Source organism: Mycobacterium sp., from assembly GCF_049683935.1.
Lineage (GTDB): Bacteria > Actinomycetota > Actinomycetes > Mycobacteriales > Mycobacteriaceae > Mycobacterium.
In genome coordinates, this window is the sequence record NZ_JBAUJR010000355.1 from 1 (window position 1) to 15,450 (window position 15,450).

The window sequence follows — 15,450 nt, forward strand, 5'->3', positions numbered from 1 at the left end:
CCCGCGGACCGCGCGGCCGCGCTGCGCTCGTTCGCGGCCGTGGTGGATGCGCACACAGAAGAACTGGCGGAACTGGAAGTGGCGAACTCCGGTCATCCGATCGGGAATGCGCGGTGGGAGGCCGGCCACGTGCGCGATGTCCTCCAGTACTACTCGGCCACGCCGGAACGTCTGTCCGGCAAACAGATTCCGGTTGCCGGCGGGTGGAACGTCACCTTCAACGAGCCGCTCGGGGTGGTCGGGGTGATCACACCGTGGAACTTCCCGATGACGATCGCCTCCTGGGGCTTCGCCCCCGCGCTCGCCGCGGGCAACGCAGTGCTGGTCAAGCCCGCGGAGTGGACACCGCTGACAACGATCCGTCTCGGCGAGCTCGCCGTGGAGGCGGGTCTGCCCGCCGACCTGTTCTGCGTGTTACCCGGCCGGGGTTCGGTGGTCGGGGAGCGGTTCGTCAGCCATCCCGACGTCCGCAAGATCGTGTTCACCGGATCCACCGAGGTCGGCACTCGGGTGATGGCAGGTGCTGCGGCACAGGTCAAACGGGTCACCCTGGAGCTCGGAGGCAAGAGCGCCAACATCGTCTTCGACGACTGCGACCTGGCGCGCGCCGCTGCCGCCGCGCCGTACGGCGTGTTCGACAACGCCGGGCAGGACTGCTGTGCCCGCAGCCGAATTCTGGTGCAGCGCAATGTCTATGACCGATTCATGGAGCTCTTCGAGCCCGCGGTAAAGGGTGTCGTGGTGGGAGACCCCCGTGCCGGTGAGACCGAAATGGGCCCGTTGGTGTCCCGGAAGCACTGGGACTCGGTGGCGGAGTTCGTTCCCGACGATGCGCCCGTCGCCTTCCGGGGTTCGGCTCCGTCGGGTCCCGGATACTGGTTCCCCCCGACGGTGCTGACTCCGCAGCGCGGCGACCGCACCGTCACCGAGGAGATCTTCGGTCCGGTGGTCACAGTGCTGCCCTTCGAGGACGAAGCCGATGCCATCGCGCTCGCCAACGACACCGTGTACGGACTGTCCGGTTCGATCTGGACCGACAATGTGTCTCGGGCGCTGCGGGTGTCGCGCGCCGTGGAAGCCGGCAATCTGTCGGTCAACTCGCACTCATCGGTGCGTTACAGCACGCCGTTCGGCGGCTTCAAGCAATCCGGGCTGGGCCGCGAACTCGGACCGGACGCCCCGCTGTCGTTCACCGAGACGAAGAACGTGTTCATCGCTGTTCAAGCCGACGAGGAAGGTGCCTGATGGATCTGACCGAGCGACTGAAGGACAAGGTCGCCGTGATCACCGGTGGCGCCAGCGGCATCGGTCTGGCGACCGCGAAGCGGATGCAGTCCGAAGGCGCGATCGTTGTGATCGGGGACGTCGACCCGGCCACCGGCCAGACCGTCGCGAACGACCTCAACGTGACCTTCGTGCAGGTCGATGTCTCGGACCAGGTTGCGGTGGACCACCTGTTCGACACCGCGGTCGAGGTCCACGGCGGTGTCGACATCGCCTTCAACAACGCGGGCATCAGTCCGCCGGAGGACGACCTGATCGAGAACACCAGCGTCGACGCATGGGACCGGGTGCAGGACATCAACCTGAAGTCGGTGTTCTTCTGCTGCAAGGCCGCACTGCGGCACATGGTGCCGCAGCAGAAGGGGTCGATCGTCAACACCGCGTCGTTCGTCGCCGTGATGGGTTCGGCGACGTCGCAGATCTCCTACACCGCCTCCAAGGGCGGTGTGCTGGCGATGTCGCGCGAACTGGGTGTGCAGTACGCACGTCAGGGCATCCGCGTCAACGCGCTGTGCCCGGGACCGGTCAACACGCCTCTGCTCAAGGAGTTGTTCGCCAAGGATCCCGAGCGGGCCGCCCGCAGGTTGGTGCACGTGCCGGTCGGCCGGTTCGCCGAACCGGAGGAACTCGCCGCCGCGGTGGCGTTCCTGGCCAGCGACGACGCCTCGTTCATCACGGGGTCGTCGTTCCTCGTCGACGGCGGGATCAGCTCCGCGTACGTCACACCGCTGTAGCGCGCCACCACGCAGATGGCAGCCGCACCGGACCCCAGTGACAAGGCCAGATTTCCCGAGGGCGCTGACGTCAGCGACGCCCTGCTGCGTCCGGTGCGGCCACTCAACGCGTTCGAGGACACCGTCGAGCGGCTCCTGCAGACCATCCGCCTGGGAATGCTGCAGCCGGGCGAATCCCTGCCCCCCGAAAGGGAACTCGCCGCGCGGCTCGGGGTCAGCCGGGACACGGTGCGCGAGGCGATCAAGTCGCTGGCCGACGCGGGCTATCTGGTGTCGCGCCGTGGCCGCTACGGCGGCACGTTCCTGGCCGACGCGCTGCCCACGCCCAGTGCCGACGAGGTCAGGTTCACCCGCGCGGACATCGACGACGCGCTGAGCCTTCGGGAGATCCTCGAGGTGGGTGCCGCGCGGATGGCGGCGGCGCGGACCCTCACCGCGACCGAGCGTGAAGCGCTGTGGAGCAGGCTGGCCGATGTGCGCGACGCCGCCACCGAGGACTACCGGCGCCTGGACTCGCGGTTGCACCTGGCGATCGCCGAGGCCGCCGGGGTGCCGTCGCTGGTGCCGCTGGTCGCGCAGAACCGGATGCGCCTCAACGAACTGCTGGATCGCATCCCGCTGCTCGCGCGCAACATCGCCCACTCCGACGAACAGCACGAGGCCATCGTGATGGCGATCCTGGCCGGCGACGCGGACAGCGCGGCCCAGACGATGACCGCGCACGTGTGGGGTTCGGCCTCGCTGCTGCACGGATTCCTGGACTGAACCGGGCATCGTTCATCGTGTCGAGTCCGACCTCCAGCGTGCTCTGAGGACTACATTTGGCGGTGTGGACGATCGGTCGGTGGTCGAGTTGGCGTCGTCGGCGCTGTCCGACGTGGACACGGCGGGATGGGCGCAGCGATTCGACCTGGTGTCCGACCCGCACCGGCTGGAGATCCTCCTGAGCCTGCACCGCGCCCCCGGAATCTGCGTCAGCGACCTGGCGGCTGCGCTGGGCCGATCGGAGAACGCCGTATCCCAGGCATTGCGGGTGCTCCGCGCGCAAGGATGGGTGACCAGCACCCGGACCGGCCGTTCGGTCAGCTACCGGTTGGACGACGAGATCGTTCACGACCTGCTGCACTGGATCGGCGCCAGGCACTCGGAGCCGGCCGGGCGCCACGGGCATCACTGAACGCCTGCATCGGCCCCCGGTCCCGGCACCGGGATGTCCGCCCGTCATCTGATCAGCTAGACAGGTGAACAGATGACGGAATACGCTCGGCTGATGAACGTCGACTACGTCGCGATGCATATGAGCGACGGCATCGTCAACGCACCGATCTCGCTTCTGTTCGGCGGTATCGCGGTGGCGGCGTTGGCCGTGTGTGTGGCGAAGGCGAGAACCGAGCTCGACGAACGCACCGTGCCGCTCGCCGGACTCGTGGCCGCCTTCGTCTTCGCCGTGCAGATGGTGAACTTCCCGATCCTTCCCGGTGTCAGCGGCCACCTGCTCGGCGGCGCGCTCGCCGCGATCCTCGTCGGCCCGTACACCGGGGCGCTCTGTGTGTCCATCGTCCTCATCGTTCAGGCGCTTCTGTTCGCCGACGGCGGGGTGACGGCGCTGGGCACCAACATCACGAACATGTCCGTGATCGGTGTCGCCGCCGGCTACGGGACCGCGGCGGTGTTGTACCGCCTCGCGCGCCGCCGCCGGGCCGATGTCGCCGTACCGGTCGTCGGGACGATCGCTTTCCTTTCCGCGGTGATCGGCACTGTTTGTGCCGCAATGGGTTTCGTGCTGGAGTATGCGCTCGGCGGAGCGGCGACGACGTCGCTGGGCACGGTCGCGGCGTACATGTTCGGCACCCACGTCCTGATCGGGATCGGCGAGGGCATCATCACCGCACTGACCGTGATGGCGGTGGTGCGGGCCCGGCCCGATCTGGTGTATCTGCTGCGCACCAACTCACGCGCCGAGGTGACGGTGTGACAGCGCCCGCGCAACGTCGATGGTGGTTCTGGATCGGGTTCGCGGTGGTCACCCTGGTGATCGCCGGGGGTGTGTCGTATTTCGCGAGCTCGAACCCGGACGGCCTGGACTCGGCGACGCTACAGGGCTGCGAGGTGATCGAGACCCCGGCCGGGGAAGAACTCCAGGGTGACTGCATTGCACAGCACGCCGACGAACATTCCCTCGCGGGCTCGCCGCTCGCCGACTACGCGATCGCCGGCCGGGACGGCACCGGTGGACTCGCCGGCATCGTCGGCGTCGCGGTCACGGTCGTCGTAGCCGGCGGTGCCTTCTGGCTGATCGCGCGGTCCCGCGCGAAACCCACGTCGCCGACGAGAGATTGACGGTGGGCTCAGGTCACTCGCATCCGCTCTACCGCGACGGTGACTCGCCGCTGCATCGGGCACCCGCAGAGGCCAAGATCGTGTGCCTGGTGCTGTTCGTCCTGGCCGTGGTGGCCACCCCGCGAGAGTTGTTCTGGCCCTTCGGCCTCTACGCGCTGATCATCCTGGTGCTGTGGCAGGTGGCGCGTATCCCGCTGCGGTGGGTCCTGCCCCGCATGCTCATCGAGGTGCCGTTCGTCGTGCTCGCGGTACTCCTGCCGTTCGCCGAGGGCGGGGAGCGGGTCACCGTCGCCGGCATGGAATTGTCGGTGGCGGGTCTGTACGCGGCATGGGGCATCGTCATCAAGGGCACTCTCGGTGTGGCCGCCTCTTTGACCTTGGCCTCCACCACCACCGCGCGCGAACTCCCCGTTGCGCTGAGCAGGCTGCGGGTGCCCGCGATGATCGTCTCGGTGCTGACGCTGATGATCCGTTATGTCGACGTGCTAACCGCCGAAGCCCGCCGGATGCGGATGGCGCGGGTTTCGCGCGGTGATTCGCCGCGGACGCTGCATCAGGTCGGTGCGACGGCAAAAAGCGTGGGCGCGCTGTTCCTTCGGTCCTACGAGCGCGGTGAGCGGGTGTACCTGGCGATGCTGTCGCGGGGTTTCGACGGCCGGGTTCCGGCGCTGGCGGTGGGGTCCGGATGTGTCGCCGCCGCGACGCCGCGACAGTGGACCGTCGTGTTGCTGCCTGCGGCGGCCGCGGTGATGGTCGCAGCGGGCGCGTGGGTGCTGAGGTGAACCAGCCCTCGATCCGAGTCCGGAACCTGACCTACTCGTACCCGGGTGGGCATCCGGCGCTCGGCGGTATCGATCTCGAGGTCGCGGCGGGGGAGCGTGTCGCGTTGCTCGGCCCGAACGGAGCCGGCAAGACCACGCTCATGCTGCATCTCAACGGTGTGCTGACCGCGTCGCAGGGCACTGTCGAGATCACCGGTACAGCACTGTCGCGCAAGACTCTTCGTGATATCAGGCGCAAGGTCGGGGTGGTCTTCCAGGATCCCGACGACCAGCTGTTCATGCCCACCCTCGCGCAGGACGTCGCGTTCGGACCCGCCAACTTCGGGGTCCGCGGCGCCGAACTGGAAGCGCGTGTCGCGCGGGCCCTCGAGGTCGTGTCGATGACCGATCTGGCCGCGCGCAGTCCCGCCCACATGTCCGGTGGTCAGCGCCGCCGCGCCGCACTGGCCACCGTTCTGGCGTGTGAACCCGAGGTGCTCGTGCTCGATGAACCGTCGGCCAACCTCGATCCCGTCGCCCGCAGGGAACTGGCCGAGACCCTGTCGGGGCTCGACGCGACGATGCTGATCGTCACGCACGACCTGCCGTACGCCGCCCAGCTGTGTGATCGCGCGATCGTCATGGACGGCGGGCTCATCGTTGCCGACGGCCCGATCGGCGACGTGTTGTCGAACACCGAAGTTCTCGCCGCACACCGTCTCGAGTTGCCGTGGGGTTTTGTCGTCGGCTCAGGCTGATGCCGGGGCCGGTGTGGCGCCGGCACCGATTGTGGCCAGGCGAACCGTGAAAACGGTGACGTCCGAGTCGGATCGGGCCGAGATCGTGCCGCCGTGGGATTCGACGATCGATGCGGCGATCGAGAGACCGAGCCCGAAACTGCCGGTCTGCCGCGAGCGTGACTTGTCGGCGCGCACGAAACGCTCGAACAGGTGTGGCAGCAGATCCGCCGTGATACCCGGTCCGTCGTCGGCCACGGTCATCTCGACGTAATCGCCACCGCCGTCGTCGGTTCCGGTCGAGATGCCGGCCGTCACCGTCGTCCCCGCAGGGGTGTGCAGGCGTGCGTTGGACAGCAGGTTGGCTACGGTCTGGTGCAGCTGCGCCCGGTCCCCGCGCACCCAGACCGGGCCGTCGGGGACCACGGTCAGCCAGCGGTGTGACGGAGCGGATACCGCTGCGTCGTTGACGGCGTCGACCACGAGGTCGGTGAGATCGACCTCGGTGGCCTGGAGGTCCTGTCCTTCGTCGAGCCGGGCGAGCAGGAGCAGATCGGCGACCAGTGAGCTCATCCGCTGTGCTTCGGCCTCGATCCGCGCCAGCGAATACTCGGTGGTCTCGGGCAGCACCGAACTGTCCTGCCGGGTCAACTCTGCATAACCGGAGATGGCGGCCAACGGCGTGCGCAGTTCGTGGCTGGCGTCGGTGATGAACTGCCGCATCCGGCGGTCCGAGGCGGCGACGTCGGCCAGGGCGCCTTCGACGTGGTCGAGCAACCGATTGAGGGTATCGCCGACGAGCCCCACCTCGGTCCGGGGATCGATGTCACCGGCGGGAACCCGCGGGGTGATCGCGTGGTTGTCGCGGTCCAGCGGAAGTGCGGCCACCTCGGCTGCGGTTGCGGCGACACGGCGCAGCGGGCGGAGGGCGAACCGGACGATGGCCACGGTGCTCAATGCCGTGATCACCAGGGCCAGCGCCGACATCCCGGACACGATCGCCGTCTCGCGGATCATCGCCTCCCACGCGGGCGTCCGCGACACAGCGGTCACAAGGATTTCGTCGCCGTCGCCAGGCCGGCCCACCATCCGGTACCAGCCCAGTTCGGGCAGTTCGACGGTGTGGGGCTGCGGGTCGGTCCAAGACCGCTCGGCGATCGCCGCAATCGCCGCCGGTGGGGCGGGGCGGGCATCGCCGTCGCCGAAGATCGCCGAGTCCACCACCTCACCGTTCTGGATCAGCGCGACGACATTTCCCGGCGCCTGCCCGATGAGCTGGGTGAGCGGCTTCATCGCATCCGGCGCAGGCAGTGTCCCGTCGGGACCGGGGGTGGCACGGTACTTGGCCACCGAGTTGGTGGTCCCGTCGGCGGCCCCCGACAGCTGCGAGTCGATGATGCCCAGCACCGACGCCCGCAGCGACACCACCGACATCACACCGACGGTCACCAGGGCGATCATCACGACCGCGGAGACTCCGACAACAAGTTGCCGCAGCAGAGTCCAGCTCTGCCAGGTGCGCTTCATAACGCCGGCCGCAACATGTAACCGACCCCGCGGACGGTATGGATCATCGGTTCGCGGCCCGCGTCGACCTTCTTGCGCAGATAGGACACGTACAGATCCACGATGCTGGATCGTCCACCGAAGTCGTAGTTCCACACCTGCCGCAGAATCTCGGTGCGTTCGAGCGCTTTTCGCTGATTACGCATCAGCAGTCGCAGAAGCTCGAACTCGGTGGACGTCAACGAGATCGGCTCGCCGGCGCGTGCCACCTCGTGGCTCGCAGCGTCGAGGGTGAGGTCGCCCACCACCAGCGACTCGTCTCCGGCGGGAGTCAGATAGGCCGACCTCCGGAGTAGCCCGCGCAGCCGGGCGACGAGCTCTTCCAGCGAGAACGGTTTGGTCATGTAGTCGTCGCCGCCTGTGGTCAGGCCGGTGACCCGATCCGCCACCGAATCCCGGGCGGTCAGGAACAGCGTCGGCGTGTACGTGCCCGACTCCCGGAGCCGCCTCAGCACGCCGAGCCCGTCCATGTCGGGCAGCATGATGTCGAGCACGAGCAGATCGGGAGTGTCGGCCTCGTACTTGGCGACGGCCTCCGCGGCATCGTGGGCGACGTCGATGTCCCAGCCCTCGTACTTCAGGGCCATCCGGACCAGGTTGGTCAGCGCCCGCTCGTCATCGACGAGCAGCACCCGGATCGGCGACCCGTCGGCGCGGTACATGCGGGGCAGTTGGCCCAGGATCGCGCGACGGGGGCCTGGGTCCTCGACCGGTGCAGACGTCACCAGACCATTGTGACGACCACTGCACGCTCGGTCGCCACGCTCATACGAATCTCATAGGACTGCGGCGCCTCGAGCGCATGTGAATCGTCTATGAGAGGCCCCAAATCGGCCGCTGAATCCGCGAGGATGGGCAGTCGGAGTCGGCCGCCGTGGTCCGGCACCCAGTTCATGCATGTGCGATCACGCAGTGGCGCAGTCGCTGCGGCGCCGTGCCACGTTGAAATCCAGGGAAGGCACACCACGACATGTCAACAGAGACCGTGCTCGAGACACGCCTGAACGCACAGTCGTCCATGGCGCTCGGCATCTTCCGGATCGCCGTCGCGCTGCTGTTCATCATGCACGGAACGGCGAAGCTGTTCGGATGGCCGCAGGGCTCACCCGCCGCGCTCGGCGCCTGGCCGATGTGGTGGGCGGGCGCACTCGAGGTGGTGCTCGGCGGCCTCATCGCTGTCGGACTGTTCACCCGTCCCGCGGCATTCGTCGCGTCCGGCATGATGGCGGTCGCCTACTTCTGGCGGCACTTCCCCGACGGCTTCTGGCCGATCGTCAACGGTGGTGAGACTGCCGTGCTGTACTGCTTCGTCTTCCTGCTCATCGTTTTCACCGGCCCCGGCGCGCTCACCGTGTCGCGGCGCTGAGCGGTGGGTCCCGAACATCGCTGTGCGAGCAACTTTTTCATATCGCCTGCAAATGTTTGGGTTTCCTATGCAGAGCTGGCCGGAGCGCGATCTGTCGATACGGTGGAATCATCAGTCAGAGAATAGATTTGGAGGTTCCTCAGATGAACATCGTGATGGAAGATGAGGTCTCGCAACGCTTTGAGCGCGACGCGCTGCCGATGCTCGATCAGCTCTACCGTGTCGCATGGCGTTACGTCGGCAACCCCTTCGATGCCGAGGATCTGGTGCAGGAGACCATGTTGAAGGCCTACCGGTCGTTCGGAGGGTTCGAAGACGGGACGAACATCCGCGCCTGGATGCTGCGGATCATGACCAACACCTGGATCAACTCCTATCGCAAGAGGCAGTGCCGGCCCGCGGAGGCGCTCTCCGACGACATCACCGATGCGCAACTGGCGGCGCACGCCGGTCATTCGTCGAGCGGACTGCAATCCGCCGAACTGGCTGCGCTGCAGGTCATCGGCGACGACGAGGTCCGGCACGCACTCGATCAACTGCGCGAGGATCAGCGCCTGGTGGTGTACTACGCCGACGTGGAAGAGTTGCGGTACAGGGAGATTGCGCTGATCCTCGACATTCCGGTGGGGACCGTGATGTCCCGCTTGCACCGGGGGCGGCGCGCCCTGCGGGTACTGCTGGTCGACGTGGCGTCCGACCGGGGCTACCTGCGCGACCGCGACCACGCCGCGTGAACGTACCTCCGCCGGAATTGCATTCCAGCAGTCAAACGTCGAGAGAGGCTCTGCTGGAATGCAATTCCGTCGGGTTCAGGGTCGGGGTCAGTGCCGCCGCGGCGGGGGCCAGGGCGGTTCGCCGCACAGCGCCAGCAGCGCGTTCTCGATCACCTCGGGAAGGGCGGGATGGATCCAGTACTGCCCACGCGCCATGTCCTGGGCAGGAAGATCGAACGCCATCGCCTGGATGATCGGCTGGATCAGCGACGACGCCTGGTGGCCCATGATGTGCGCGCCCAACAGCAAGCCGCTGTCGTCGTCGACGATCAGCTTGGCGAACCCGGTGGAGTCCTCCATCGCCCAGCCGTACCCGACGTCGCTGTAGTCCTGCACCTTGGCGCGGATGCGGTGACCGGCGGCCCGCGCTTCGTTCTCGGTCATCCCGACGCAGGCGATCTGCGGCTCGGTGAACACCGCCCACGGCACGTGGCGGTGATTGGACGGCATGAGGTTGGCACTGTCGTCCCAGTCCTGGAGAAGGTTGTGCTTGACCACCCGCGCCTCGTGGTTGGCGACGTGTTTGAGTTGGTACGGCGAGCAGACGTCGCCGAGCGCGAACACGTTGTGTGCCGTGGTGCGCTGGAATTCGTCGACGACGACCATTCCGTCGTCGACCCGGATGCCGGCGTTATGTGCGTCGAGGAGATCGCCGTTGGGAATCCGCCCGGTGGCGACCAGCAGCGTGTCGGCGTGCACCGTTGAACCGTCGTCGAGGGTGAGGGTGACGCCGGAGTCGTCTGAACTACCGTGCACGATGTTGCGTCTGCTGCGGATCTCCCACTTCCTGGAGGCGATGTCGGTGAAGCGTTCGCAGATGGTGTCGTCGCAGTGGGACAGCATCGTCGAACCGCGCAGCACGATCGTCACCCGGGACCCCAGAGCCGAGAAGACATGCGCGAACTCGGCAGCAACGAACCCCCCGCCCACGATGACGATGTGCTCGGGCAGATCCGAGATCCGCATGATCGTGTCGCTGGTGTGATAGGCCACCCCGCAGTCGCGGATGGCGGGCGGAACGGTGGCCCGCGCTCCCGCGGCGATGACGACCTGCTCCGCGCTGAACTCGGCACCGTCGTCGGTGCGCAGGCGATGGCCGCCTCCCGCGGAGGGTTCGGTGAACCGGGTGTGGCTGGCGAACACCTCGACGTTCGGCGAGGACCGTCGGTAGTGTTCCCCGCCGCTCGCGAGCGGATCGATGCGACCGAACACCCTCGAGACGATGTCGGCCCAGCGCACCCCGTCGAGGTGCGCATCGACACCGTAACGGCCTGATTCGCGCACTTGTTGGGCCACACCTGCGGCGTAGACGAACATCTTCGTCGGCAGGCAACCGACGTTGAGGCAGGTGCCGCCGAACACCCCCTGCTCGCAAATCGCCACCCGCTTGTCGGCGTAGCGCTCGTCGAGGATCGAGTTGCCCGATCCGGTGCCGATGATCGCGATGTCGAAGTCAGCCATGAGTCCCGCTTCCGTCGGTTGAGTACCAGTCCAGCCAGCGGTCCATCTCGGCGTAGGCGTCCGCCCGAGACTCGGGCACCGACAGGAACACATCGTGTTTGGCGTCGGTGATCGGCACGATCGTGGTCCGGTTGCCGATGCAGCCTGCCCAGCGTGCGATCTGCGCGACGTCGAGCACCGCGTCTCCGCGGTGGATCTCCTCGATCCGGGAGGCGTCGCTGACTTCGCGCACACTGCGGTCCGAGCGCAGGATCAAATTCGGCACACCGACGTCGAGTCCGCGGTGAAGCCTCGCCTGCCCGCGCCTGATCGCGTGGATCCAGCCGAACGTGACCGGGAAGCCTCCCACGGGCTTCCAGGTCAGGTCGTAGTCGAATTCGCCGTGGTAGTCGCGGTGCAGGGTGCTGCCGTAGCCGCCCTCGGTCGGGCGGCGCACCACCGAGAGTTTGCGGAGCCGGCCGAGGGCCAGCAGGGCCGCCGAGGTGGGTGGCGTCCGCAGGAACGGATGCCCCTGCAGGTCCAGCCACGGGCTGTTCAGGATCAGCCCCGACACACCCTTGCGCGCCGTCTCGGCACGGCGGCGCAGCCGGTCCAGCCACAGCGAGACCACGAGTCCGCCTGCCGAGTGACCGTAGACCAGCACCTGCGCGTCGCACTCGGCTGCGATGACATCGATCGCCCGCTCCAGTTCGACGTCATAGCGGGCCAGGTCTGTGGTGAAGTGCGGAGTTTGGCCGTCGCGATGGGACCGTCCGCATTTGTGCAGGTCGAGCGCATAGACCAGGAAGCCGCGAGCGGCGAGATGATCGGCGAGTTCGGTGTGGAAGAAGTAGTCGGTGAATCCGTGTACAAGCAACACCGCGCGGTCCGCCGAGGGATCCGGCGAACCGCGTCGGACCAGGGTCGCCACCAGCTCACCCTCACCGTCTGGATCGGGGCCGAGGGCGAACGTCTGCTGCCAGTAACCAGGCAGCACATCGGGCTCCCATCCGGACACGACAGCCACCCTAATGCGGAACGTCGGCGATCAGCGTTCAGGAGGACGCGGGTAGTGGTCGGCAGGTTGGGATCCACCGCGGCGGGATAACCTGAACGCTGGTAAGCCGTGATCCACGGGCAGCGACCACGAAGGACCAATAACAAGGTGTCTGAACCAGAGAAAACCGACGTCCTGCTGGTAGGCGCGGGCATCATGAGCGCCACGCTCAGTGTGCTGCTGCGTCTGGTGGAGCCGGGTTGGTCGATGACATTGGTCGAGCGCCTCGACGGCGCGGCCGCCGAGAGCAGCGATCCGTGGAACAACGCGGGTACCGGACACTCGGCACTGTGTGAGTTGAATTACACCCCGGCGCGGCCGGACGGCTCGATCGACATCACCAAGGCAGTGCACATCAACGAGCAGTTCCAGGTGTCGCGGCAGTTCTGGTCGTACGCCGTCGAGAACGGCGTGCTGCCCGATGTGCGCAATTTCCTCAACCCGATCCCGCACGTCAGCTTCGTCCACGGCGCGGACCACGCCGACTATCTGAAGAGGCGCTACGAGGCGCTCGTCGGCAATCCGCTGTTCGCCACGATGGAGTTCATCGACGACCGCGACGAGTTCACCCGGCGGTTGCCGCTGATGGCGCAGAAGCGGGACTTCTCCGACCCGGTCGCCCTGAACTGGACGCAGGACGGCACCGACGTCGACTTCGGGTCGCTGTCGCGACAGTTGATCGGTTACGGCGCGCAACGCGGGATGTCGACCCTGTTCGGCCACGAGGTGCGCGACCTGAAACAGAACTCCGACAGCACGTGGACGGCCAAGGTCGTCAACCGGCGCACCGGAGGCACCCGCAAGATCAACGCCAAGTTCGTCTTCGTCGGCGCGGGTGGCTACGCACTTCCGCTGCTGCAGAAGGCGGGCATCAAAGAGGCCAAGGGCTTCGGCGGCTTCCCGGTGGGCGGCGAATGGCTGATCACCGGCAAAACGGAACTCACTGCGGCGCATCAGGCCAAGGTGTACGGCCTTCCGCCCCTGGGCGCTCCGCCGATGTCGGTGCCGCACCTGGACACCCGGGTGATCAACGGGAAGTCCTGGCTGCTGTTCGGCCCGTTCGCCGGTTGGTCGCCGAAGTTCCTCAAGCAGGGCAAAGCCACCGATCTGCCGTTCTCGGTCAAGCCGGACAACCTGATTCCGATGCTGGGTGTGGGTCTCACCGAGGGCGGTCTGCTGAAATACCTGATCGGCCAGCTGTTGCTCAGCGAAGCGGCGCGGGTGGAGACACTTCGTGAATTCGCCCCCAGCGCAGTCGATTCCGACTGGGAGCTCGACATCGCAGGTCAGCGTGTCCAGGTGATCAAGAAGGCCAAGGGCAAGGGAGGCGTGCTGGAGTTCGGCACCACGGTGCTCTCGGCCGCCGACGGCAGCATCGCCGGCCTGCTCGGTGCGTCCCCCGGGGCGTCGACCGCGGTGCCGGCGATGTTCGACGTGATGCAGCGGTGCTTCGCCGACCGGTACGAGGGTTGGATTCCCAAGCTCAAGGAGATGGTGCCGTCGCTGGGCACCAAACTGTCCGACGAACCTGCTCTTTTCGAGGAGGTGTGGGCGCACGGCACCAAGGTGCTCAAGCTCGACAGCCCGGCCAGTGGCGTCCCGGACGTCGCCGAGGCCGGAACCGAACACTCGCCGACCGCGGCAACCGCGTGACGACGGCCGCCGTATGACAGTGGCGCTGCGGCGCAGTTGGGCCAAGGATCTTGATGCCGGGACGCTCTACGAGCTCCTCAAGTTGCGCGTCGAGGTCTTTGTCGTCGAGCAGGCCACGCCGTACCCCGAACTGGACGGTCGTGACCTGCTGGCCGAGACACGCCATTTCTGGCTGGAGAGTCCCGAGGGCGTTGTCATCTCCACGCTGCGGCTGATGGAGGAGCATCCCGCGGGCCAGAAGGCGTTCCGGATCGGGCGGGTCTGCACCAAACGCAGCGACCGCGGCCATGGCCACACCGCCCGCCTGCTGCAGGCCGCCCTGGCGGAAGTGGGTGACTACCCGTGCCACATCAACGCGCAGACCTACCTCGAGGAGATGTATGGCAGGCAGGGATTTGTGCGCGACGGTGACGAATTCCTCGATGACGGAATCCCGCACGTGCCGATGGTGAAACCGTGACCGGCCCCGACGGCGCCGCCGCGATCTACCCGTTCAGTGCGGTGGTGGGCCACGATCGGTTGCGCCTGGCGCTGATGTTGTGCGCGGTGCGACCCGACATCGGGGGAGTGTTGATCCGCGGCGAGAAGGGCACCGCGAAGTCGACGGCGGTGCGCGCTCTGGCCAAGGTGCTGACCCAGGCCTTCGAGGCGTCCGGTGACCACGGTGGGCAGTTGGTCGAACTGCCGATCGGCGCCACCGAGGACCGTGTGGTCGGATCGCTCGATCTGCAGAAGGTGCTGCGCGACGGTGAGCACGCGTTCTCGCCGGGTCTGCTGGCCCGCGCGCACCGCGGCGTGCTGTACGTCGACGAGGTCAATCTGCTGCACGACCACCTGGTCGACGTGCTGCTGGATGCGGCCGCGATGGGCCGGGTGCACATCGAGCGTGACGGTGTCTCGCACAGCCACGATTCCCGGTTCGTGCTGATCGGCACCATGAATCCCGAAGAGGGGGAGTTGCGTCCGCAGCTGCTCGACCGGTTCGGGCTGACCGTCGACGTGGCCGCATCGCGGGACGTCGACGTGCGGGTGGCGGTGATCCGGGCGCGCCTCGCCTACGAAGCCGCGCCGCAGGAGTTCGCAGAGCGGTATGCCGCAGCCGATTCCGAACTGGCTGCCCGCATCTCGCGGGCCCGCGCGCTGTTGCCCGATGTGGTGTTGCCCGACAAGGAATTACGACGTATCGCTGCGCTGTGCGCGGCCTTCGACGTCGACGGGATGCGCGCCGATCTGGTGGTCGCGAGGACAGCGGTGGCTCACGCGGCATGGCGCGGGGCGAGCGAAGCGACGGGAGAGACAACCGGGGCGAGCGAAGCGACGGGAGAGACCACCGGGGCGAGCGAAGCGACGGAAGGAAGAATCACCGTCGACGAGGACGACATCCGGGTGGCTGCCGAACTAGCGCTTCCACATCGTCGCCGCCGCGACCCGTTCGACGATCCCGGTCTGGATCCGGACCGGCTCGACGACGCGATGGACCAGGCGGGTCAGGACGCCGAGGAACCGCCCGAGCCGGACCCCGAACCGGACCCGCCGGGGGGTGGCGAAGCGGCGCCGGATGAATCCGCCAATGGACAGGCACCCCAACAGGATTCAGTGGAGGCGGCGAGCTCGCCACAGGCCGACGGATCCCCGGCGAAGTCGGTCTCGAACGCCCCGCCCGCCCCGACGCTGTCGAGTGCTCCGCCGTCGTTGGCGTTCCGCACCAAGGCACTCGTCGGGCCCGGGGTGGGCGAGGG

The 15,450-nt window shown here is 67.4% G+C and carries 17 protein-coding genes; 13 read left to right on the top strand and 4 right to left on the bottom strand.

Features of this window, described 5'->3' with window-relative positions; all coding sequences use genetic code 11:
- The 8 genes from WA965_RS20595 to WA965_RS20630 all read left to right on the top strand — a co-directional run.
- A partial coding sequence (locus WA965_RS20595; RefSeq protein ID WP_526448019.1) for an aldehyde dehydrogenase family protein occupies nt 1-1,245 on the top strand: 1,245 nt, incomplete at its 5' end.
- Nucleotides 1,242-2,018, top strand: a complete 777-nt coding sequence (locus tag WA965_RS20600; protein WP_526299520.1) for a 3-oxoacyl-ACP reductase — start codon at nt 1,242-1,244, stop codon at nt 2,016-2,018. The genes WA965_RS20595 and WA965_RS20600, both read left to right, overlap by 4 nt.
- Nucleotides 2,019-2,033: 15 nt before the next feature.
- Nucleotides 2,034-2,783 (top strand): FadR/GntR family transcriptional regulator, encoded by a 750-nt coding sequence (locus WA965_RS20605; protein ID WP_526299500.1) that lies wholly within the window; start codon nt 2,034-2,036, stop codon nt 2,781-2,783.
- A gap of 64 nt (nt 2,784-2,847) precedes the next feature.
- Entirely contained in the window at nt 2,848-3,195 is a 348-nt protein-coding gene (locus tag WA965_RS20610; protein ID WP_178362283.1) for a metalloregulator ArsR/SmtB family transcription factor, read from the top strand.
- A 93-nt stretch (nt 3,196-3,288) separates the two neighbouring features.
- On the top strand, nt 3,289-3,993 hold the full coding sequence (locus WA965_RS20615) for an energy-coupling factor ABC transporter permease (protein WP_526299522.1): 705 nt from the start codon (nt 3,289-3,291) through the stop codon (nt 3,991-3,993).
- Nucleotides 3,990-4,358, top strand: a complete 369-nt coding sequence (locus WA965_RS20620) for a PDGLE domain-containing protein (RefSeq protein WP_526299502.1) — start codon at nt 3,990-3,992, stop codon at nt 4,356-4,358. Before WA965_RS20615 ends, WA965_RS20620 begins: the two co-directional genes overlap by 4 nt.
- A 2-nt stretch (nt 4,359-4,360) precedes the next feature.
- Nucleotides 4,361-5,140, top strand: coding sequence for a cobalt ECF transporter T component CbiQ (gene cbiQ, locus WA965_RS20625; RefSeq protein ID WP_526299504.1), 780 nt, complete (start codon nt 4,361-4,363; stop codon nt 5,138-5,140).
- Entirely contained in the window at nt 5,137-5,877 is a 741-nt protein-coding gene (locus tag WA965_RS20630; protein WP_526299506.1) for an energy-coupling factor ABC transporter ATP-binding protein, read from the top strand. Before cbiQ ends, WA965_RS20630 begins: the two co-directional genes overlap by 4 nt.
- Here WA965_RS20630 and WA965_RS20635 read toward each other — a convergent pair.
- Together WA965_RS20635 and WA965_RS20640 are read right to left on the bottom strand one after the other, a co-directional pair.
- A complete protein-coding gene (locus WA965_RS20635) occupies nt 5,869-7,383 on the bottom strand; it encodes a sensor histidine kinase (RefSeq protein WP_526299508.1) in 1,515 nt (504 codons plus the stop codon). The two genes, WA965_RS20630 and WA965_RS20635, sit on opposite strands and share 9 nt — an antisense overlap.
- Complete coding sequence (locus tag WA965_RS20640; protein ID WP_526299524.1) at nt 7,380-8,084, bottom strand: response regulator transcription factor; 705 nt, start codon at nt 8,082-8,084, stop codon at nt 7,380-7,382. The genes WA965_RS20635 and WA965_RS20640 overlap by 4 nt, the downstream gene beginning before the upstream one ends.
- A gap of 308 nt (nt 8,085-8,392) precedes the next feature.
- Here WA965_RS20640 and WA965_RS20645 point away from each other — a divergent pair, with 308 nt between their 5' ends.
- On the top strand, nt 8,393-8,788 hold the full coding sequence (locus tag WA965_RS20645) for a DoxX family protein (protein ID WP_178362289.1): 396 nt from the start codon (nt 8,393-8,395) through the stop codon (nt 8,786-8,788).
- 143 nt (nt 8,789-8,931) lie between these two features.
- Nucleotides 8,932-9,522, top strand: coding sequence for a sigma-70 family RNA polymerase sigma factor (locus WA965_RS20650; protein WP_526299510.1), 591 nt, complete (start codon nt 8,932-8,934; stop codon nt 9,520-9,522).
- Nucleotides 9,523-9,609: 87 nt separating this feature from the next.
- On the opposite strand, the gene mtr is transcribed toward WA965_RS20650, so the two are convergent.
- Nucleotides 9,610-11,022 (bottom strand): mycothione reductase, encoded by a 1,413-nt coding sequence (gene mtr, locus WA965_RS20655; RefSeq protein WP_526299512.1) that lies wholly within the window; start codon nt 11,020-11,022, stop codon nt 9,610-9,612.
- On the bottom strand, nt 11,015-12,019 hold the full coding sequence (locus tag WA965_RS20660) for an alpha/beta hydrolase (protein WP_526299514.1): 1,005 nt from the start codon (nt 12,017-12,019) through the stop codon (nt 11,015-11,017). Before WA965_RS20660 ends, mtr begins: the two co-directional genes overlap by 8 nt.
- 147 nt (nt 12,020-12,166) lie before the next feature.
- Between WA965_RS20660 and mqo the strand changes: the two genes are divergently transcribed.
- The 3 genes from mqo to WA965_RS20675 form a co-directional block, all read left to right on the top strand.
- Complete coding sequence (gene mqo / locus WA965_RS20665) at nt 12,167-13,711, top strand: malate dehydrogenase (quinone) (protein WP_526299516.1); 1,545 nt, start codon at nt 12,167-12,169, stop codon at nt 13,709-13,711.
- A 13-nt stretch (nt 13,712-13,724) separates the two neighbouring features.
- The gene (locus WA965_RS20670) at nt 13,725-14,171 is read left to right on the top strand and encodes a GNAT family N-acetyltransferase (protein WP_178362294.1); all 447 of its coding nucleotides are present in this window, start codon (nt 13,725-13,727) and stop codon (nt 14,169-14,171) included.
- Between the two features lie 74 nt (nt 14,172-14,245).
- On the top strand, nt 14,246-15,450 hold a 1,205-nt coding region (locus WA965_RS20675), incomplete at its 3' end, for a magnesium chelatase ATPase subunit I (protein WP_526448020.1).

Bases quoted from the DNA above. Each gene is read 5' to 3' on its own strand.
- WA965_RS20645 (WP_178362289.1), top strand. From the start codon at position 8,393: ATGTCAACAGAGACCGTGCTCGAGACACGCCTGAACGCACAGTCGTCC.
- WA965_RS20640 (WP_526299524.1), bottom strand. From the start codon at position 8,084: ATGTACCGCGCCGACGGGTCGCCGATCCGGGTGCTGCTCGTCGATGAC.
- WA965_RS20670 (WP_178362294.1), top strand. From the start codon at position 13,725: ATGACAGTGGCGCTGCGGCGCAGTTGGGCCAAGGATCTTGATGCCGGG.
- WA965_RS20650 (WP_526299510.1), top strand. From the start codon at position 8,932: ATGAACATCGTGATGGAAGATGAGGTCTCGCAACGCTTTGAGCGCGAC.
- WA965_RS20635 (WP_526299508.1), bottom strand. From the start codon at position 7,383: ATGAAGCGCACCTGGCAGAGCTGGACTCTGCTGCGGCAACTTGTTGTC.
- mtr (WP_526299512.1), bottom strand. From the start codon at position 11,022: ATGGCTGACTTCGACATCGCGATCATCGGCACCGGATCGGGCAACTCG.
- WA965_RS20605 (WP_526299500.1), top strand. From the start codon at position 2,034: ATGGCAGCCGCACCGGACCCCAGTGACAAGGCCAGATTTCCCGAGGGC.
- WA965_RS20615 (WP_526299522.1), top strand. From the start codon at position 3,289: ATGAACGTCGACTACGTCGCGATGCATATGAGCGACGGCATCGTCAAC.